The organism is Marinisporobacter balticus, from assembly GCF_004345705.1.
Taxonomy (GTDB): Bacteria; Bacillota; Clostridia; order Peptostreptococcales; family Thermotaleaceae; genus Marinisporobacter; species Marinisporobacter balticus.
Genome location: NZ_SLWV01000003.1, coordinates 74,391 through 91,522 on the forward strand (window position 1 = coordinate 74,391; position 17,132 = coordinate 91,522).

The 17,132-nt window shown below is 34.8% G+C and carries 18 protein-coding genes; 11 read left to right on the forward strand and 7 right to left on the reverse strand.

Going from position 1 to position 17,132, the window contains the following annotated elements; genetic code table 11:
- Nucleotides 1-57 precede the first annotated feature (57 nt).
- Nucleotides 58-489, forward strand: a complete 432-nt coding sequence (locus tag EV214_RS03335) for a SoxR reducing system RseC family protein (protein WP_165916199.1) — start codon at nt 58-60, stop codon at nt 487-489.
- A 126-nt stretch (nt 490-615) separates the two neighbouring features.
- On the opposite strand, the gene EV214_RS03340 is transcribed toward EV214_RS03335, so the two are convergent.
- On the reverse strand, nt 616-1,068 hold the full coding sequence (locus EV214_RS03340) for a threonine/serine exporter family protein (protein ID WP_207669611.1): 453 nt from the start codon (nt 1,066-1,068) through the stop codon (nt 616-618).
- Nucleotides 1,068-1,850 carry a threonine/serine exporter family protein gene (locus EV214_RS03345; RefSeq protein WP_132242707.1) on the reverse strand — a complete coding sequence of 261 codons (783 nt, stop codon included), beginning with the start codon at nt 1,848-1,850 and terminating at the stop codon, nt 1,068-1,070. Before EV214_RS03345 ends, EV214_RS03340 begins: the two co-directional genes overlap by 1 nt.
- Before the next feature lie 237 nt (nt 1,851-2,087).
- Between EV214_RS03345 and EV214_RS03350 the strand changes: the two genes are divergently transcribed.
- The 10 genes from EV214_RS03350 to EV214_RS03395 all read left to right on the forward strand — a co-directional run bounded on the left by EV214_RS03350 (nt 2,088) and on the right by EV214_RS03395 (nt 13,399).
- Nucleotides 2,088-3,320 (forward strand): serine hydroxymethyltransferase, encoded by a 1,233-nt coding sequence (locus EV214_RS03350; RefSeq protein ID WP_132242709.1) that lies wholly within the window; start codon nt 2,088-2,090, stop codon nt 3,318-3,320.
- A gap of 124 nt (nt 3,321-3,444) precedes the next feature.
- The gene (locus EV214_RS03355) at nt 3,445-4,839 is read left to right on the forward strand and encodes a sigma-54 interaction domain-containing protein (RefSeq protein ID WP_132242711.1); all 1,395 of its coding nucleotides are present in this window, start codon (nt 3,445-3,447) and stop codon (nt 4,837-4,839) included.
- 222 nt (nt 4,840-5,061) lie between these two features.
- Nucleotides 5,062-6,105: a 2,4-diaminopentanoate dehydrogenase gene (gene ord / locus EV214_RS03360; protein ID WP_132242713.1), complete on the forward strand. Its 1,044-nt coding sequence runs from the start codon at nt 5,062-5,064 to the stop codon at nt 6,103-6,105.
- A 118-nt stretch (nt 6,106-6,223) separates the two neighbouring features.
- Nucleotides 6,224-6,532 (forward strand): 2-amino-4-oxopentanoate thiolase subunit OrtA, encoded by a 309-nt coding sequence (ortA, locus tag EV214_RS03365; RefSeq protein WP_132242715.1) that lies wholly within the window; start codon nt 6,224-6,226, stop codon nt 6,530-6,532.
- Nucleotides 6,525-7,934 carry a 2-amino-4-oxopentanoate thiolase subunit OrtB gene (ortB, locus tag EV214_RS03370; RefSeq protein WP_132242717.1) on the forward strand — a complete coding sequence of 470 codons (1,410 nt, stop codon included), beginning with the start codon at nt 6,525-6,527 and terminating at the stop codon, nt 7,932-7,934. The genes ortA and ortB overlap by 8 nt, the downstream gene beginning before the upstream one ends.
- A 29-nt stretch (nt 7,935-7,963) precedes the next feature.
- Nucleotides 7,964-8,341 carry an ornithine aminomutase subunit alpha gene (locus tag EV214_RS03375; RefSeq protein ID WP_132242719.1) on the forward strand — a complete coding sequence of 126 codons (378 nt, stop codon included), beginning with the start codon at nt 7,964-7,966 and terminating at the stop codon, nt 8,339-8,341.
- Nucleotides 8,341-10,551 carry a D-ornithine 4,5-aminomutase subunit OraE gene (gene oraE, locus EV214_RS03380; RefSeq protein ID WP_132242721.1) on the forward strand — a complete coding sequence of 737 codons (2,211 nt, stop codon included), beginning with the start codon at nt 8,341-8,343 and terminating at the stop codon, nt 10,549-10,551. The genes EV214_RS03375 and oraE overlap by 1 nt, the downstream gene beginning before the upstream one ends.
- Nucleotides 10,551-11,909, forward strand: a complete 1,359-nt coding sequence (locus tag EV214_RS03385; protein ID WP_132242723.1) for a GlmL-related ornithine degradation protein — start codon at nt 10,551-10,553, stop codon at nt 11,907-11,909. Before oraE ends, EV214_RS03385 begins: the two co-directional genes overlap by 1 nt.
- 46 nt (nt 11,910-11,955) lie before the next feature.
- The gene (gene orr / locus EV214_RS03390; RefSeq protein WP_132242725.1) at nt 11,956-13,020 is read left to right on the forward strand and encodes an ornithine racemase Orr; all 1,065 of its coding nucleotides are present in this window, start codon (nt 11,956-11,958) and stop codon (nt 13,018-13,020) included.
- Between the two features lie 88 nt (nt 13,021-13,108).
- A complete protein-coding gene (locus EV214_RS03395; RefSeq protein WP_243116549.1) occupies nt 13,109-13,399 on the forward strand; it encodes a DUF3343 domain-containing protein in 291 nt (96 codons plus the stop codon).
- Nucleotides 13,400-13,550: 151 nt separating this feature from the next.
- On the opposite strand, the gene rfaD is transcribed toward EV214_RS03395, so the two are convergent.
- Genes rfaD through EV214_RS03420 form a run of 5 tightly spaced genes read right to left on the reverse strand, consistent with a single transcriptional unit; the run spans nt 13,551 to nt 17,112 of the window.
- Complete coding sequence (gene rfaD / locus EV214_RS03400; RefSeq protein ID WP_132242729.1) at nt 13,551-14,516, reverse strand: ADP-glyceromanno-heptose 6-epimerase; 966 nt, start codon at nt 14,514-14,516, stop codon at nt 13,551-13,553.
- Nucleotides 14,513-15,022: an adenylyltransferase/cytidyltransferase family protein gene (locus EV214_RS03405; RefSeq protein ID WP_207669612.1), complete on the reverse strand. Its 510-nt coding sequence runs from the start codon at nt 15,020-15,022 to the stop codon at nt 14,513-14,515. Before EV214_RS03405 ends, rfaD begins: the two co-directional genes overlap by 4 nt.
- Nucleotides 14,988-16,004: a bifunctional heptose 7-phosphate kinase/heptose 1-phosphate adenyltransferase gene (locus EV214_RS03410; RefSeq protein ID WP_132242731.1), complete on the reverse strand. Its 1,017-nt coding sequence runs from the start codon at nt 16,002-16,004 to the stop codon at nt 14,988-14,990. The genes EV214_RS03405 and EV214_RS03410 overlap by 35 nt, the downstream gene beginning before the upstream one ends.
- A complete protein-coding gene (locus tag EV214_RS03415) occupies nt 16,004-16,534 on the reverse strand; it encodes a D-glycero-alpha-D-manno-heptose-1,7-bisphosphate 7-phosphatase (protein WP_132242733.1) in 531 nt (176 codons plus the stop codon). The genes EV214_RS03410 and EV214_RS03415 overlap by 1 nt, the downstream gene beginning before the upstream one ends.
- Entirely contained in the window at nt 16,531-17,112 is a 582-nt protein-coding gene (locus tag EV214_RS03420; RefSeq protein ID WP_330571245.1) for a D-sedoheptulose-7-phosphate isomerase, read from the reverse strand. The genes EV214_RS03415 and EV214_RS03420 overlap by 4 nt, the downstream gene beginning before the upstream one ends.
- Nucleotides 17,113-17,132 lie beyond the last annotated feature (20 nt).

Consider the following 17,132-nt stretch of genomic DNA (forward strand, 5'->3'; position numbering starts at 1 on the left):
GAAGAGGTCCTTGTTTTCTACTTAAATGATACAACTATATTATATAAGGTGATGAACGTGATTCAAGAGGGAAAAGTCATTGAGGTTTTAGATCATAAAAGAGCAAAAATATTGATGAAAAAACATGCTGCATGCGGTGAATGTGGAGCTTGTCAATATGGACAAGAAAATATGAGTTTAAATATGATCGCTACAAATGAATTAAATGCCGAAGTTGGAGATATGGTTGAAGTAAATATGGAAACACAAAATGTCTTAGGTGCAGCGTTTATTGCGTATGGCATTCCATTATTTGCATTAGTACTAGGTATAGGAGTCGGTAGCTTCTTATTAAAGAAAATTGGATTTACAGAAAATATTGAGATGTATGCGATCGGCATTGGTTTTCTTTTAACAGGAATTAGCTATGTGATGATTAAGATGAATGAAGAATCATTTAAGAATGACAAAAAATATATGCCTGTCATATCCAAAATACTAGATAAATAATCATTAAGTGGAGAAGTTTTTTTGAAAGAGGATCAAACCTTAGGGGAATCTTATAGAGATGCAAATGAAAATATTTATTTATAAAATATAGAGGCGCTTACAACGTCTCTATATTTTATAGTAACGCTACATGCTGCTTTTTATTGTTTTAAATTTAGTCTTTAATTGTACAATCATTCTTGTCATTGAGGATACGATTAATAGTGCTACAGCAATGCCACCAGCTGTAAACATTGTTTCACTTCCTACTAAAGCAAATTTGTTGAAATCTCTTTCAACTACAGCCATCATTGTATAATACATGCCTGCTCCAGGAACTAAAGGAATGATTCCAGGAATTACAAATACAGTTACGGTTTCTTTAAATTTCCGAGCAAAAATTTCACTAATGATCGCAACAATACATGCACCAATGAATGAATCGACAATAGGGGAATGAAAATAGTTATTTGAAAATGCATAAGCGATCCATCCAATTCCACCAGCAAAAGAAGCTTTGAGGATGGCTTTTTTAGGAATATTGAATAACACTGCAAATCCAATAGTAGATAGAAAAGCGAAAACAAATTGTAAAAGCATTATGAAATTCCTCCTCTCAAATAGATCCATGCGTTCATAACAGTACCAACACCTACTGCTATAGATATGGCAATAATAATTGCTTCGGCAGATCTAGCCACACCAGATAATAATTCGCCAGAGATGGAATCGCGTACAGCATTGGTTATGGCAACACCAGGAACTAAAATCATAATAGAGCTGATAATAATCTTATCAATATTTATGCCTAAATGAATATTTACTGCTAGTATTGCTAATAGGGCAGCAATTATTCCGCCAATAAAATTTTGGATAAATAGATTTGAATTCAAATGCTCAATAAAAGATACAGAAATATAAACTAATATAGAAATGATAAAGGAACTAAGAGAATCAATATAAGTTGCACCTAATAAAAGACCAAAGCATGCTGAAGCAATACCAGAACAAAATAGTTTTATTTTTTTAGGATATTTAGAAAGCGTATCAATTTTTTTTAAAATTTCCATACCTTCTTCAACGGATAAATTAGATACAGATACCTTTCTTGAAAAATCATTTATTTGAGAAACCTTATTCAAATCAATAGTTCTTGTTTTAATTCTTTTAATAAAAGTAACTACTTTTGTATCCGCATTTCCCTGATCTACTGAGACAAATATGCCAGTAGGTATGACAAAGGATTCTACATAGGAGATATTGTAGGCTTGACATATTCGAATAATAGTATCTTCGACCCGATAAGTTTCTGCGCCATTTTGTAGCATAATTTCTCCTGCATAAAGCGCTAAGGAAAGAATATTTTTCGTTGTATGATACATAAATTACCCTCCTTTATCTTAAAGCAAAATCAATTATACCAGAATGTAAATTGGGTTACAATACAATATAAAAGTATAATTCAATGCAATGTTTTTCTTAATATATTGTATAGGTGCGGGGAACTATAATATAATAACAATATATATAGAAAACTTGTAAATTTAGGCAATAGAAATTATAATAAGAAGGAGCAACATTATTAAAAACGATGATACATAAGAAGGGAGAATAGACAAATGAATTTTGATAACTTGAAAAATGTGGATAGAGATGTGTATACTGCCATACAAGACGAAATAGGCAGACAACAAAGCAAGATAGAATTAATTGCATCTGAAAACTTTGTAAGTGAAGCTGTAATGGAGGCTATGGGTAGCCAGCTAACCAACAAGTATGCTGAAGGATATCCTGCTAAAAGATATTATGGAGGATGTGAGTATGTTGATGTAGTAGAAGATTTAGCTAGGGATCGACTAAAAAAATTGTTTCATGCAGAACATGCAAATGTTCAGCCACATTCAGGAGCGAATGCGAATATTGGTGTATATTTTGCCATATTAAATCCAGGAGATACTGTTTTAGGTATGAATCTTTCTCATGGAGGACATCTTACACATGGAAGTCCTGTAAACATTTCTGGAAAATACTATAATTTTGTAGAGTATGGTGTAAATCAAGAATCAGAAGTAATTGATTATGATGAAGTTTTAAAGATTGCAAAAGAAATAAAACCTAAATTGATTGTTGCAGGTGCAAGTGCATATCCAAGAGTGATTGATTTTGAAAAATTCAGACAAATAGCTGATGAAGTGGGTGCTTACTTAATGGTAGATATGGCACATATAGCCGGATTAGTAGTAGCAGGCCTTCATCCAAATCCATGTGAACATGCACACTTTGTTACAACAACAACCCATAAAACATTAAGGGGACCAAGAGGTGGCGCGATTCTTTGTAAAGAAGAATTTGCAAAAAAAATTGATAAAGCAATTTTCCCAGGATTACAAGGTGGACCTCTTATGCATGTTATTGCTGCGAAAGCTGTTAGTTTCAAAGAAGCATTAGCAGAAGAATTTAAAGATTATCAGCAACAAATCATAAAAAATGCCAAGCGGTTATCAGAAGAATTAATCAAAAGAGATTTTAGATTAGTTTCAGGTGGAACAGATAATCATTTAATTTTAATCGATCTAAGAAATAAAAATATAACCGGTAAAGCAGCAGAAAAGTTGCTTGATGAAGCAGGCGTAACAGTGAATAAAAATACGATTCCATATGATCCTGAGAGTCCTTTTGTAACGAGTGGTGTTAGAATAGGTACACCTGCAGTGACAACAAGAGGCATGAAGGAAGAAGACATGGTAGAGATCGCAGAAATTATTGGAAATATCATTGATGCTCCTAAAAATATAGGAAAAGTAAAAGAAATGGTAGAAAAATTGTGTGCAAAATTTCCATTATATAAATAAAACATGACATTTTGTCATGTTTTATTTATCAGGTATGAATGAACTACTTATTTTTAAAATGGGAGATGAGAAACCCCGTTAATCAAGTTCTAAGTTTTATGTAAAATGAAAGGACGGGATTTTTATGGGCGTTTATACACGTGAAATAATAGAAACCATACTACAGTATATTGATGAAGGGGTGCATATCGTAGATCATGAAGGGAAAACCATTCTCTATAATCGCGCAATGGCAGAACTTGAAGGAATGGATAAGACGGATGTTTTAAATAAAAACATTTTAGAAGTGTTCCCTACGTTAAATAAAGATAATAGTACATTATTACGTGTGCTAACTACAGAAGAAAAACTAGTGAACCATCCTCAGGTATATTTGAATAATCACAATAAAGAAATAACAACGATTAGTACAACTATGCCAATTTATTCTAAAAATAAAAAAATAGGTTCTATAGAGATTGCAAAAAATATTACGAAGATTAAGCAATTGTCAGATCAAATTATGTCTCTTCAGATGCAATTATCTAAACCTGAAGAACAGAAAATATTTCGAAAAAAATTTACATTTCCGAGTATTATCGGGGAAAATGACAATTTTAGAAAAGCCATTGAATATGCAAAGAAAGCAGCAAAGTTTTCATCTAGTGTCCTAATATATGGTGAAACGGGTACAGGAAAAGAATTAGTAGCCCAAAGTATTCATTATGAAAGCTTTAGAGCAAATAAACCATTTCTTGCACAAAATTGTGCAGCGATACCAGAAAGCTTGTTAGAAGGAATTCTCTTTGGAACAGTAAAGGGTGGCTTTACGGGAGCTATTGATCGACCTGGATTATTTGAGCAATCCAATGGTGGGACTATTTTTTTGGATGAAATCAATTCGATGGGAATGCAATTACAATCAAAATTATTAAGAGTACTCCAAGAAGGTACCATTCGTAGGGTAGGTGGAATGAAAGATCTATCAATAGATGTAAGAATTATTGGAAGTACCAATGAAGAACCCTATGAGGCAATAGAAAAAGGGAAAATTAGAAAGGACTTGTTCTATAGGCTAAATGTAATCCCTATCAACCTACCGCCTTTAAGAGAAAAAAAAGATGATATAAAATTGTTAGCAAAGCATTTTATAAATAAATATAATAACAAGCTAAATAAAAAAGTAGAGGAAATAGAAGCAAGTGTATTAGATGCTTTTGAGCAGTACAAATGGCCAGGAAATATAAGAGAATTAGAAAATGCGATTGAAGGTGCAATGAATATTGTTGAATATGAAACAATATTAAAAAAATTGCATTTTTCTCCTCAAATCAATGCAAAAATATTTGCGTTTTCTTATGATAAGCATTATAACATGAAACAAAATCTTCCAGATACATTAATAGAAATTGAAAAAAACATTATTACAGAAGCATTGAAATCATGTAATAACAATATTTCAAAGGCGGCATTTCATCTAGGGATTAAAAGACAAACATTGCAACATAAATTAAAAAAATTAAATATTATTGCAAAATAAACCGCAAAAAAATTTGCATGATCATGCAAATTTTTTTGCGGTTTATTTGTGTCAAAAATTAATAGATAAAATAAAATGAATAAATATACAGAAAAAATGAAAAAAATGATAATAAATAGCATATACTTACAAAAGCTATAAAAAAATTCAAGTAAAAAAGTGGCATGGGAATTGCAAATATTATTAACAAAATAAAAAAATAAACTTTGGAGGTATAGACAAATGGAAAATGTAAAAGTAATTATTTATGGTTTAGGTGCAATGGGAAAAGGTATGGCAGAAATGCTACTTAAAAAGAAAGGTGCAGAAATTGTAGGGGTAGTAGGTAGAGGTAAAATGTTAGGAACCAGTATGTATGACCATCTATCTGTTGAAAAAGAGGACAGGAAAGATGTTATCATTGGTACATATGAAGATGTAATTACTGAAAAGGCCGCTGATGTAGTGCTACTTTGCACAGATTCTTTCACAAAGAATGCATTTGAAAAAATTAAATATTGTTTAGAAAAGAAAATCAATGTTGTATCAAGTGCTGAAGAAATGGCATATCCAAAAGCGCAAGAACCAGAACTCACAAAAGAAATGCATAAAATTGCAAAAGAAAATGGGGTAACAGTACTTGGAACAGGAATCAATCCAGGATTAATGATGGATTTATTGGTTGTTGCTTTAACAGGTGCATGTGAAGAAGTAGACCATATTGTTGCAAGACGCGTAAATAGTTTATCACCATTTGGCCCAGCAGTTATGGAAGAACAAGGAATTGGTATCACAGTGGATGCTTTCAATAAGGGAGTTAAAGAAAATACATTAGCTGGACATGTTGGTTTTGTAGAATCAGTAAATATGATTACAGATGCAATTGGTTGGAAATTAAGTGATCAAGTAAAGCAAAGTATGCAACCAATTGTTTCAAATGTATATAGAAAATCTCCTTATGCAGAAGTACAAGCAGGAGACGTTGCAGGTTGTGCAATGAAGGGATTTGGATATGTTGATGGAGAATTAAAAATTGAAATGGATCACCCACAACAAATAGAGCCAGAACTTGAAGGGGTACATACAGGAGATTATATTATTATCAAAGGAACACCAGATATTAATATGGCAATCAATCCAGAAGTTCCTGGTGGTATTGGAACCATTGCAATGTGTGTAAACATGATTCCACACGTAATTAATGCAAGAGCAGGACTTAAGACAATGTTAGATTTACCAGTACCAAGAGCAATAATGGGAGATATGAGAGATTTAATAGAAAGATAATATTATGGATTAAACAATTCTATAATCAGATACTACGATCCTAGAAATATTTTCGGTTTCGAAAAATAACTCTAGGACGTATCTGATATATAGAAGGATCATGCGAGGAGTGAAAATAATGAAGGCTAAAAAGGGCGATTGGGTTAATATATATAATGTAGTTATGGAAGTAGGAGAAAGAGCACCACAAGTTCCAGAAGACACGAAAAGTGTTCCGCTTGAAATGTGGGTGAAAGGTTTTATACAAAATGATGCTTGTGTTGGGGATCAAGTAGAGATAAAAACGATTACAGGTAGAACTGTAAGTGGCAAGTTAGTTGAAATTAATCCATCCTATACACATTCTTTTGGAAATACTGTTCCAGAAGTATTTCAAATAGGACTTCAATTAAAAGAAATACTATTTGGAGGTGGATGCCATGAGTAGAGACATGAGTTATAATGGCGTTATGTCTAGAAGAAATGAAATTATGAAAAAAGCTGTTGGAATAGATTATGCAATGTTTGAATCGGGTGGTATTGCGTTTGATTATGAGAAGATGATGAAAGAGACAGGTTATACATTAGATGAAATGCAAAAAATTCAAGGCGCAACAGGTGTAGGAAATACGCCACTTTTAGAGATGAAGAATTTAACAGCACTTGCTCGCAAATTAGCACCAGAAGGAAAAGGGGCAAGAATATTCATAAAAGATGAAGCTGCGAATCCGTCAGGAAGTTTTAAGGCAAGAAGAGCTGCAAATGCAGTTTATCACGCTAAAAAATTAGGATATAAAGGTGTTATTGCGGCTACTAGTGGAAACTATGGTGCTGCAGTAGCCTCTCAAGCTGCTATGCATGGACTCAAGTGTATCATTGTTCAAGAATGCTATGATAGTCGTGGCGTAGGACAACCAGAAATTATTGAAAAGGCAAGAAAATGTGAAGCTTATGGTGCGGAAGTGGTACAGCTTACAGTAGGACCAGAGTTATTCTATACGTTTTTAACGCTTTTAGAAGATACAGGATACTTCAATGCTTCACTATATACGCCATTTGGAATAGCTGGTGTTGAAACACTTGGATATGAACTTGCTATGCAAATGAGAGAAATGGAAGGAAAAGATCCAGATATAGTTATTTGTACAAATGCAGGTGGAGGAAATCTTACAGGTACAGCGCGTGGATTGATTAAAGCGGGTGCTGAGGGTACTCAAATAGTAGGTGCAAGTGTAGATTTATCAGGACTTCATATGGCAAGTGATGAACAATTTAATAAAAAATCATTTACAACAGGACATACGGGTTTTGGTATTCCGTTTACTATGGGACCAGATCGATCAGATGTACCGCGTTCAGCAGCAAGATGTCTTAGATATATGGATAGATATGTGACGGTAAAGCAAGGAGAAGTTTTCTACACAACAGAAGCTTTAGCACAATTAGAAGGACTTGAAAGAGGACCTGCTGGAAATGTTTCGCTAGCTGCTGCGTTTAGTCTTGCACAAGAAATTGATGAAGATAAAATAATCATAGCACAAGAGACAGAATATACGGGTGCTGGTAAACATATTCAACCACAATTGTGTTTTGCGAGAGGAAATGGCATAGAAATTAAATTTGGGAATCCAAGTGAAGAAGTGCCAGGTGAAAGTATTATTTTTCCTGAAAATCCAAATTTACTAAAAGCGAATGATTTAGATTTAGATAAAATTAGAAAATCTTATATTAAAAATGCATTGAAAACACATGAAGGTAAAAATATCACGAATGAAGATTTAGAATTTTTAGCAGCAGAAACGAAAGCAAATATCGAATATGTTAAGACGGTTATTGAGGAATTAAAATAGAAAAAGAAGTATAATGAGGAGGGAAAGTTTTGAAAGGATATCTAAAAAGAGAAGATGATTTTCAAGATAGAAGAAAACATTTAGCAAGTCTTTCGGATGAAGCATTAAGGGAAAGATTCTTAGAATTAACAGCACAAGCTGTAGAACCATTGTTAAAATTAGCAAAGGAAAATACATCACCGTCAATAGAACGTTCCATACTCTTAAGAATGGGTTTTTCAAGTTTAGAAGCAAAACCATTAGTTGAAGGTGCAATAGATAGAGGGCTAATTGGAAAAGGTGTCGGACATATTGTATATAGAGTTTCTAAAGAAAAAAATATTCCTCTTAGACAAGTAGGTCTAGAAATGATTGAAGGAAAGCATTGGGATGATGCTGTAGCAATCTTTAAAGGAGGAATCGCGTAATGAAAAAAATAGATATCAATGAGAAATTAGATGTTAGAGAAATATTGAAAGATTTGGAGAATTATAGACCAAAAAGAAGAGGATGGGTTTGGAGAGAAAAAGTGGAAAATCTTCAAATCGGACCGCATACCTATACGGATTGTTCACCATCTTTAAAGAATTCAATCGGTATTCCAGCAGCTGTTCAATATTTTGATAATTTAGATCCGCAACCACAAGAAACGATTACAACTGAAATTGCTTCAGGTAGATTTGAAGATGATATCAGAAGAATGAGAATGGCTGCATGGCATGGTTCAGATCATTTGATGGTTATTAGAACAGCTGGTCAATCCCACTTTGATGGTCTTATAGAAGGAAGTCCTCAAGGTATTGGTGGTATTCCGATTACAAGAAAGCAAGTTAGAGCACAAAGAAAAGCAATAGATATGATAGAAGAAGAAGTAGGAAGAGCAATCAATTATCATTCATATGTTAGTGGCGTTGCAGGACCTGAAGTAGCAGTTATGTTTGCAGAAGAAGGCGTAAATGGTGCGCATCAAGATCCACAGTATAACGTGCTTTATAGAAATATTAATATGATTAGATCGCTTGTAGATGCGGCAGAGTCTAAGAAAATAATGGTATGGGCAGATATTGCTCAAATTGATGGTGCGCATAATGCGAATGCAACTGCAAGAGATGCTTGGAAAGTTATGCCAGAGTTGATTGTGCAACATGCAATCAATGCAGTTTTTTCTGAAAAAGTTGGCATGAAGAAAGAAAATATTTGTCTTTCAACGGTACCACCGTCAGCAGCGCCTATTCCTTGTATGAAATACGATCTTCCATATGCAGTCGCATTAAGAGATTTCTTATCAGATTATAAGATGAGAGCACAGCAAAATACAAAATATATTACTTCTTCATCAAGGGAAGCTACAGTGACGCATGTTCTAAATATGATGATTTCTAAATTAACAAGTGCAGATATTCAATCAACCATTACACCGGATGAAGGTAGAAACGTTCCATGGCATATTAATAATATGGAAGCTTGTGATAATGCAAAGCAAACGCTTGTAGGACTAGATGGTCTACTAGATATGGTAGAGATCAAGAAAGATGGATTTTTACCTGAAAAAGTGAGAGAATTAAAAGAAAGAGCCGTATTATTCTTAGAAGAATTGATTGAAGCGGGTGGATATTTTGAAGCAGTAGAAAAAGGATTTTTTGTAGATTCAGGGATGTATCCAGAAAGAAATGGGGATGGCATCGGAAGAAAAATGAACGGTGGTGTAGGTGCAGGTACTGTTTATGAAAGAGATGAAGATTATATGGCACCTGTAACTGGACATTATGGATACAACAATGTTGCGCAATACGATAAAGACACAGCAAACAACCCAGCAAGATTGATTGATGGTTGTACCTTTGAAAAACCCGAAAAAATTATTTTCATAGATGAATTAGATGAAAATGATAATGTTTATATGCGTTTAGATGAAACTGAAAAATATAGAAATACAAATATGATTAAACCAGAAGTTGAATGGCTAGCGGATGGAACAGTTCAAGTTGAAGTATTCCTTCCAACAAGCAAGAGAATTGCTGAATTTGCAGCGCTTGAATTTGCTAAGAAAATGAATCTTTCAGACCCTGAGGTAATTCATTCTGAAATGATGCATCCATCAGAAGGAACAAGAGTTCAATTAAAAGGAAAAATTGATTTTGCTGTAGATATTAGTAAAATAGAAATTCCAGAAGAAGCAGAAGTTCTTAGTGATGAAGAACTATGGTCTGAGATTGAGAAAAATCCTATAAAGGTTGTTGCTGCAACTGTAGGAGAAGATGAACACTCTGTTGGACTTCGTGAGATTATAGATATTAAACATGGTGGAATAGAAAAATGGGGAATAGAAGTTGAATACCTTGGGACTTCTTGTCCAGTAGAAAAATTAGTAGATGCTGCAATTGAACTTAATGCAGATGCAATTATCGCTTCTACAATTATTAGTCATGATGATATTCATTATAAGAACATGAAGAGAATTCATGAACTATGTGTAGAAAAAGGAATAAGAGAAAAAATCATGATTGCATGTGGCGGCACACAAGTCACACCTGAAATTGCAGTAAAACAAGGCGTAGATGCTGGATTTGGTAGAGGATCAAAAGGGATTCATATGGCTACATTCCTTGTTAATAAAAGGAAGGAAATGAATAAATAATGAAAATTGATCTTTTAGTTGCTGAGATTGGAAGTACAACGACAGTGATTAATGCTTTTTCAGATATTCACACAGATCACCCTGAATTTTTAGGGCAAGGGCAGGCGCCTACGAGTGTGCTTGAGGGAGATGTAAAGATTGGTCTTAATGGGGCAATAGAAGATTTTAAAAGAAATATTGGGATTAGTAACCTAGTATATGATGAGATGCTTGCTACGAGTAGTGCGGCAGGTGGACTAAAGATGAGTGTGCATGGATTAGTTTACGACATGACCGTTCGTGCTGCGAAAGAAGCTGCACTTGGAGCAGGGGCTATTATTCACAAAGTTACAGGGGGAAGACTAAGAAAAACGGATATAAATAAAATTAAAGAAGTAAATCCTAATCTTATTTTAATAGCAGGTGGCGTAGATTATGGAGAAAGAGAGATTGCACTGAATAATGCAGAATTAATTGCAGATGCAGGAATTTTAACACCGATTGTTTATGCAGGGAATATTGAGAATCAAGAAGAAATTCGTGAAATTTTTAAAGATAAACCAAATAAACTTTATATTGTAGACAATGTATATCCTAAGATCGATCAATTGAATATTGAACCTACGCGAAAAGTAATCCAAATGGCTTTTGAAGAACATATTATCCATGCACCTGGAATGAGTAAAATTAGGGAATTAGTTACAGGACCTATCATTCCAACACCAGGGGCTGTGATGGAAGCGTCAAAAGTTCTAAAGGAAGCGATCGGAGATTTGATTACATTAGATGTTGGCGGGGCGACGACAGACCTTCATTCGGTTACAGAAGGCAGTGAAGAAATAAATAGAATTTTGATTAGTCCTGAGCCTATCGCTAAAAGAACCGTAGAAGGGGATCTTGGGGTTTACGTAAACATGAGAAACATTGTTGAGCGGATCGGAAAAGAAGTATTGACAAAAAAAATGGATTGTGATATAAATGCTTTAATGGAAAGGCATAAACCCATACCTGATACGAAAGAATTAATAAAGTTTGTAGAATTACTCACAGAAGAAGCTGCTTTTACTGCTGTGTATAGACATGCAGGAAAACTTAGAAATTTATATGGGCCTAGCGGTAAAAAAACATTTGCAGAAGGAAAAGACCTTACAAATGTGAAATGGATTATTGGAACAGGGGGAGCATTGACGAGACTTCCTGATAGAGTAAATATATTAAAGAAGATTGCGATTCAAAACAAGGGAGATTACCTACTTCCTAAAAAAGAAGCAAAAGTTTTAATAGACAATCACTATATTATGGCATCATTAGGGGTACTGTCAAAAAAATATCCAGAAGCTGCATTATCTTTAATGAAGCAAAGTTTAGAAATAGACTAAGGACAGCCGGGAGATCTCCCGGCTATTTATTTAAGGAGGAGAAAAAATGAACATATGCCCTAGAATTGAGGTTGATTCAAATAAGTTAAGACATAATACAGAAATTATAGTAGGATTATGCAAAAAAAATAACATTCAATCAGCAGCTGTAACAAAAGTATTTTGCGGTATTCCTGAAATAGCAGAGGCAATCGTGCAAGGCGGAGTAAATATGCTTGCAGATTCAAGAATTGATAATCTAAAAAAACTTGCGCATCTTAAAATACCAAAGTTGCTTTTAAGATTGCCAATGCAAAGCAGAATAGCAGAAGTAGTAAAATATGCAGATATTAGTTTAAACTCAGAAATTGCTACGATAGAAAAAATTTCCAAAGAAGCGGTAAGACAGAATAAGGTGCATAATATCATATTAATGATAGATTTAGGTGATTTAAGAGAAGGTGTATGGGAAAGTGATGCAGTAGGTACGGCAGGGGAAATACTAAAATTAGATGGAATAAATTTAATGGGTATTGGAACAAATTTAACTTGCTATGGTGGGGTTATTCCATCAAAAGAAAATTTAGGATTGCTTTCAGAAGTAGCAACCCGTATTGAAAAAGAGTTTGAAATAAAATTAGAAATCATATCCGGAGGAAATTCAAGTAGTATATATCTCCTTCAAAGAGAAGAAATGCCAGAAAAAATCAATCACTTAAGACCAGGAGAAGCAATTGTCCTTGGAACAGAATCTGCTTATGGAGAAATAATCAAAGATACGTATCAAGATGTATTTACTTTTGTTGGAGAAATCATAGAATTAAAAGAAAAACAGTCTATTCCAATAGGAAAAATAGGGGTAGATGCATTTGGGAATAAGCCAACCTTTGTAGATCGAGGGGTAAGGAAGAGAGCAATCATTGCTGTAGGAAGACAAGATGTTCAAGTGGAACATTTAAAACCAATAGACGAAAATATGATGATACTCGGCGCAAGTAGTGATCATTGTATTATTGATATAACAGATGCTGATAAAGATTATGCTGTTGGAGATGAAATAAGATTTGGTGTTGACTATGGTGCGCTCCTGCAGTTAATGACTTCAGAATATATTCATAAAGTAACGAAATAAACCCACATATTGTGGGTTTTTTTATGTCATTTTATGTGCTTAAAGAATAGAATGATATAGAAATAAAAGTGGAGATGAAAAAGTGGAGATGATTAGAATGTTAAATAATAATGAAAAATATTTGATTGTTTTTTCTTCAAACTATCATGGGTATTATATTGAACAAATGTTTAAAAGAGGTGAAATAAACAATACTTTTAGAAAAGCGCCTAGAGCTATTGCAAAATCATGCCATTCTGCTATTTATATACAGGAGCAGGATTTAGAAAAAGCATTGGGTTTACTTAAAAAGTCTAGAGTTTCTCCTCAAGGAGTATATGAGATTATTAGAAGAGGAAGTTTGGTAGATTATAAAAAATTATCAATGAATAAAGTATAGAACGAAGAGACTAAAAAGCAATTTAAAAAAAGAGAATCCATAGCTGAAAAGGATTCTCTTTCATGATTTTCACAATGCACATATTTTCTGATCAATTCACCAAGTATTTAGTAAATGCAAGAACTATCCCATTGGGTATAGTAAGTCTCATCTATTTGAGTGAACCGTTACCTTGACGATCTAGGTAACGAACATACTCAGACACACCTTGTTCAATGTCTGTAAAATTACGTAAATAGCCGATCTTACGCAATTTTGTCATGTCAGATTTTGTGTAGTACTGATACTTTCTTTCTAACTCCGCTGGCATATCTATATATTCGATTTGAATAGGCGTTTGACAAGCATCAAAAACAGCGCTAATTAGTTCATTAAATGTACGCGCGTGGCCGGAACCTACATTATATATGCCAGATAGGAAAGATGAACTGTGATAAAGGAAAAGCACAATATCTGCAATATCTTTCACATAGATAAAGTCGCGCTGTTGTCCGCCGTGTTGACAATTTATGCGATTAGACTTGAACAACCTAACTTTTCCGTCCTGTTGAATCTGATGGTAGGCATGAAAAGCCATACTTGCCATAGAAGCTTTATGAGATTCTCCTGGACCATATACATTGAAAAATCGTAGACCAGCCCAATATGGAGGCGTCTTCTTTTGTTTTGCAGTCCATCGATCAAACAGTAGTTTTGAGTAGGCATATGGATTGAGTGGCATCATATTATCTAGGTTTGCATTTTCGGTGAATCCAGAGGATCCATCCCCATAAATAGAGGCACTACTTGCGTAGATAAACTTGATACGCTTTTCAACACAATATTTCCACAGTTTTTTACTAAACTCATAATTATCTGCGATCATCTGTTTGGCGTCATATTCCATCGTATCTGTACAAGCGCCCATATGAATAACGGCTTCAAGATTTTGATTTGCTATTTCCTTAAATAAGTTATCTTTATCTATATAGTCTGCAATATTTTTATCAGCTATGTTTTTCCATTTATCTGTAGTGTCAAGTTGGTCGGCAACAAGAATATCATATATTCCTTCTCGATTAAGTGCCTGCACAATGTTTGAACCAATGAACCCACTTCCACCGGTAATAAGAATCATTTCCTCATCTCCTCGCTATATAGTCGGATTTTGTTAATTTTTTCAATTATGGCAGTAGTTGAAATACTTGGTACAAGCGGTGCAGACTCAATTTTGCCACTATATTTTAAAACTTCCATTCCCTCGGGCGTATCCCTAAGATTATATTCTTCACCTTTTACGTAGACATTTGGTTTAATTGTTTTTACAACTTTAAGGGCATTATCTTCACTAAATAAAATCACATAATCAACTACTTTTAGTTCACTAAGGAGTTCCATCCGCATCTTTGCTGGTATTATGGGTCGTGATTCACCCTTTAAGCGACGCACAGATAAATCATCATTGACAGCAACAACTAAAATATCTCCTTTGGATTTAGCGAATTTCAGACTGGCAATGTGCCCCACGTGCAGAAGGTCATAACATCCGTTCGTCAACACAATCTTCTTGCCTTGTTTCTGCAGCTTCTTTAGGGTTTTCTGTGCTTGATCAAGAGATAAAATAATTGGGTTGTGTGTTTTCAATCAATTCCACCCTCCTATACAATTCTGGTATTGAAATTGCTTTTGTTCCTTGGGATTCAATAATTACTGATGCAGCCATGTTTGCCAAACGCATGCTATCGACCCAACTTAATCCGTTTAATAGGGATTGCATAACAACCGCAAACACTGTGTCACCTGCACCTGTTACATCACAAACATTTGCTGTGACTGTAGGGACATGTATTCCTAGAACACCATTAAAGTGATACAGACCCTCTGCGCACAACGTAACGAGAACTGTTTTGGCTTGACTTGTTTCTAAAAATTTTTGGCAAGCTAGCTGTAGTGTATTCGTCAAACTTATCTTCATGTTGACAGCCTTTTCTAACTCTAAGAGATTGGGTTTTATGAAATCGAATTGCGAAAAAATACTTAGATCGGTGCCACTTTTTTTTGTATCAGCACCGCATAACAACGGTAATTTAACAATTTTTTTGAAGAGAGAAATGAAAGGATTGCTCTTATTTTCATATGTTATTAAACCTTTGTTGTAGTCAGAAACAAGTACACCATTTACCTGATTGCTTTGTAAATACTGTTCAATATACGCTGTCATTTCATTTGTAAGTGAGTCTTCTACCGGTCGTGAATCTTCGTAATCAACGCGCAACATACTCTGTTGTATCGTAGCAAATCGCACCTTATTTGTTGTGGGTCTTGACGCACTGGATAAAATTCCTTTAGTTCCTACACCGTGTTTATTAAGGTAATCTTTTAACCACTGCCCAGTTGCATCATCACCAATTAAGCCAACCAGCTCCACCTGATTTCCAAGCCCTACTAGATTCATCGCTACATTTGCGGCGCCACCAGGTACACATATTCGGTTTTTAAAATCTAATACTGGAATGGGGGCTTCTGGGCTAATTCGGGAGACTGTCCCCATATCATATGCATCAACCATCAAATCTCCGATAACAATAAATGTTTTTGCATGTAGTTTGTTGCTAAAAGCTTTCATCACATATCCCCCTGATCAATAAGTTTTGTCCATTCTAGTAAAGAGGCTACCGTGAGAATTGGAACAGTACTCATCGAAATATCATGGTTTCGAGAAAGTAGTACTGGTTGAACACCTGCCCCTATTGCAGCTTGTATATCTGTCCATTTGTCGCCGACAAAGTAGGATTGTTTTGCATCAATTCGATGTTCATACAAGGCCTGAAGCAGTAGACCTGGTTTAGGTTTTCTACAGATACATCCAGCATCTGGGCTATGGGGGCAATAATAAATCCCTGTCAATGTGATTCCATGGGCGATTAACAAACTATGCAAATGCTGATTAACATTATCCACTTCTTTTTTTGTGAAGAATCCACGACCAATTCCTGACTGATTAGAAATGATAATTAACTCAAAACCCCATTTTTTTAGTTTGGATAATGCTTCAATGGCTCCCGGAAGAAGAGCCACTTGGCTGGGCTCATGAATATACCCGTGATCCACAATGAGTGTTCCATCGCGGTCTAAAAATACAGCTCGCTTGCTCATTGATGATCACCATCCACATACTTGCACAGCATATGAATAATGGCTAAATGTACTTCCTGTATCTCGGGAGTAGACCAAGAAGGAACAATAATAGAAAAATCACATAGTTCTTTTAACGCACCGCCATCTCTTCCTAAGAGTCCTATTGTCGTTATTTTATGATTTTTTGCCCTTAATGCAGCTTGAATCAAATTCTTTGAATTTCCAGAAGTGGAGAGGAGTATCAGTAGTTTTGCTGAATCCTTGAAGGCTGTAACTTGACGTGCGAATATTTCATCATAGCCATAGTCATTACCGACTGCTGTGAGTGTAACTGGATCAGCAGTCAAAGCGAGGGCTGGCAAACCATCCCGTTCAACCATGAATCTTCCCACAATCTCACCGGCCATATGCTGAGCTTCGGCCGCACTGCCACCATTACCGCAAATTAGCACCATGAATCCTCCACACACTGTAGACTTTAACAACTGGCCAACTTTGTGAATCTTCAATAAGATATCATCAGCTTTGATCAGTTGATTAAAGAGATCTATTCGACTAATTAGACAAGACACTAGATTTTCCACGCTAATTAACACCTCTTTTTAGAAGTTTAGAT

What these genes read in the sequence shown, in the direction of transcription:
- orr (WP_132242725.1), top strand. Translation starts at nt 11,956, where the DNA reads ATGAACATATGCCCTAGAATTGAGGTTGATTCAAATAAGTTAAGACAT.
- EV214_RS03410 (WP_132242731.1), bottom strand. Translation starts at nt 16,004, where the DNA reads ATGAAAGCTTTTAGCAACAAACTACATGCAAAAACATTTATTGTTATC.
- EV214_RS03345 (WP_132242707.1), bottom strand. Translation starts at nt 1,850, where the DNA reads ATGTATCATACAACGAAAAATATTCTTTCCTTAGCGCTTTATGCAGGA.
- ord (WP_132242713.1), top strand. Translation starts at nt 5,062, where the DNA reads ATGGAAAATGTAAAAGTAATTATTTATGGTTTAGGTGCAATGGGAAAA.
- rfaD (WP_132242729.1), bottom strand. Translation starts at nt 14,516, where the DNA reads ATGATTCTTATTACCGGTGGAAGTGGGTTCATTGGTTCAAACATTGTG.
- ortB (WP_132242717.1), top strand. Translation starts at nt 6,525, where the DNA reads ATGAGTAGAGACATGAGTTATAATGGCGTTATGTCTAGAAGAAATGAA.
- EV214_RS03340 (WP_207669611.1), bottom strand. Translation starts at nt 1,068, where the DNA reads ATGCTTTTACAATTTGTTTTCGCTTTTCTATCTACTATTGGATTTGCA.
- EV214_RS03385 (WP_132242723.1), top strand. Translation starts at nt 10,551, where the DNA reads ATGAAAATTGATCTTTTAGTTGCTGAGATTGGAAGTACAACGACAGTG.
- EV214_RS03395 (WP_243116549.1), top strand. Translation starts at nt 13,109, where the DNA reads ATGATTAGAATGTTAAATAATAATGAAAAATATTTGATTGTTTTTTCT.
- ortA (WP_132242715.1), top strand. Translation starts at nt 6,224, where the DNA reads ATGAAGGCTAAAAAGGGCGATTGGGTTAATATATATAATGTAGTTATG.
- oraE (WP_132242721.1), top strand. Translation starts at nt 8,341, where the DNA reads ATGAAAAAAATAGATATCAATGAGAAATTAGATGTTAGAGAAATATTG.
- EV214_RS03355 (WP_132242711.1), top strand. Translation starts at nt 3,445, where the DNA reads ATGGGCGTTTATACACGTGAAATAATAGAAACCATACTACAGTATATT.
- EV214_RS03350 (WP_132242709.1), top strand. Translation starts at nt 2,088, where the DNA reads ATGAATTTTGATAACTTGAAAAATGTGGATAGAGATGTGTATACTGCC.
- EV214_RS03415 (WP_132242733.1), bottom strand. Translation starts at nt 16,534, where the DNA reads ATGAGCAAGCGAGCTGTATTTTTAGACCGCGATGGAACACTCATTGTG.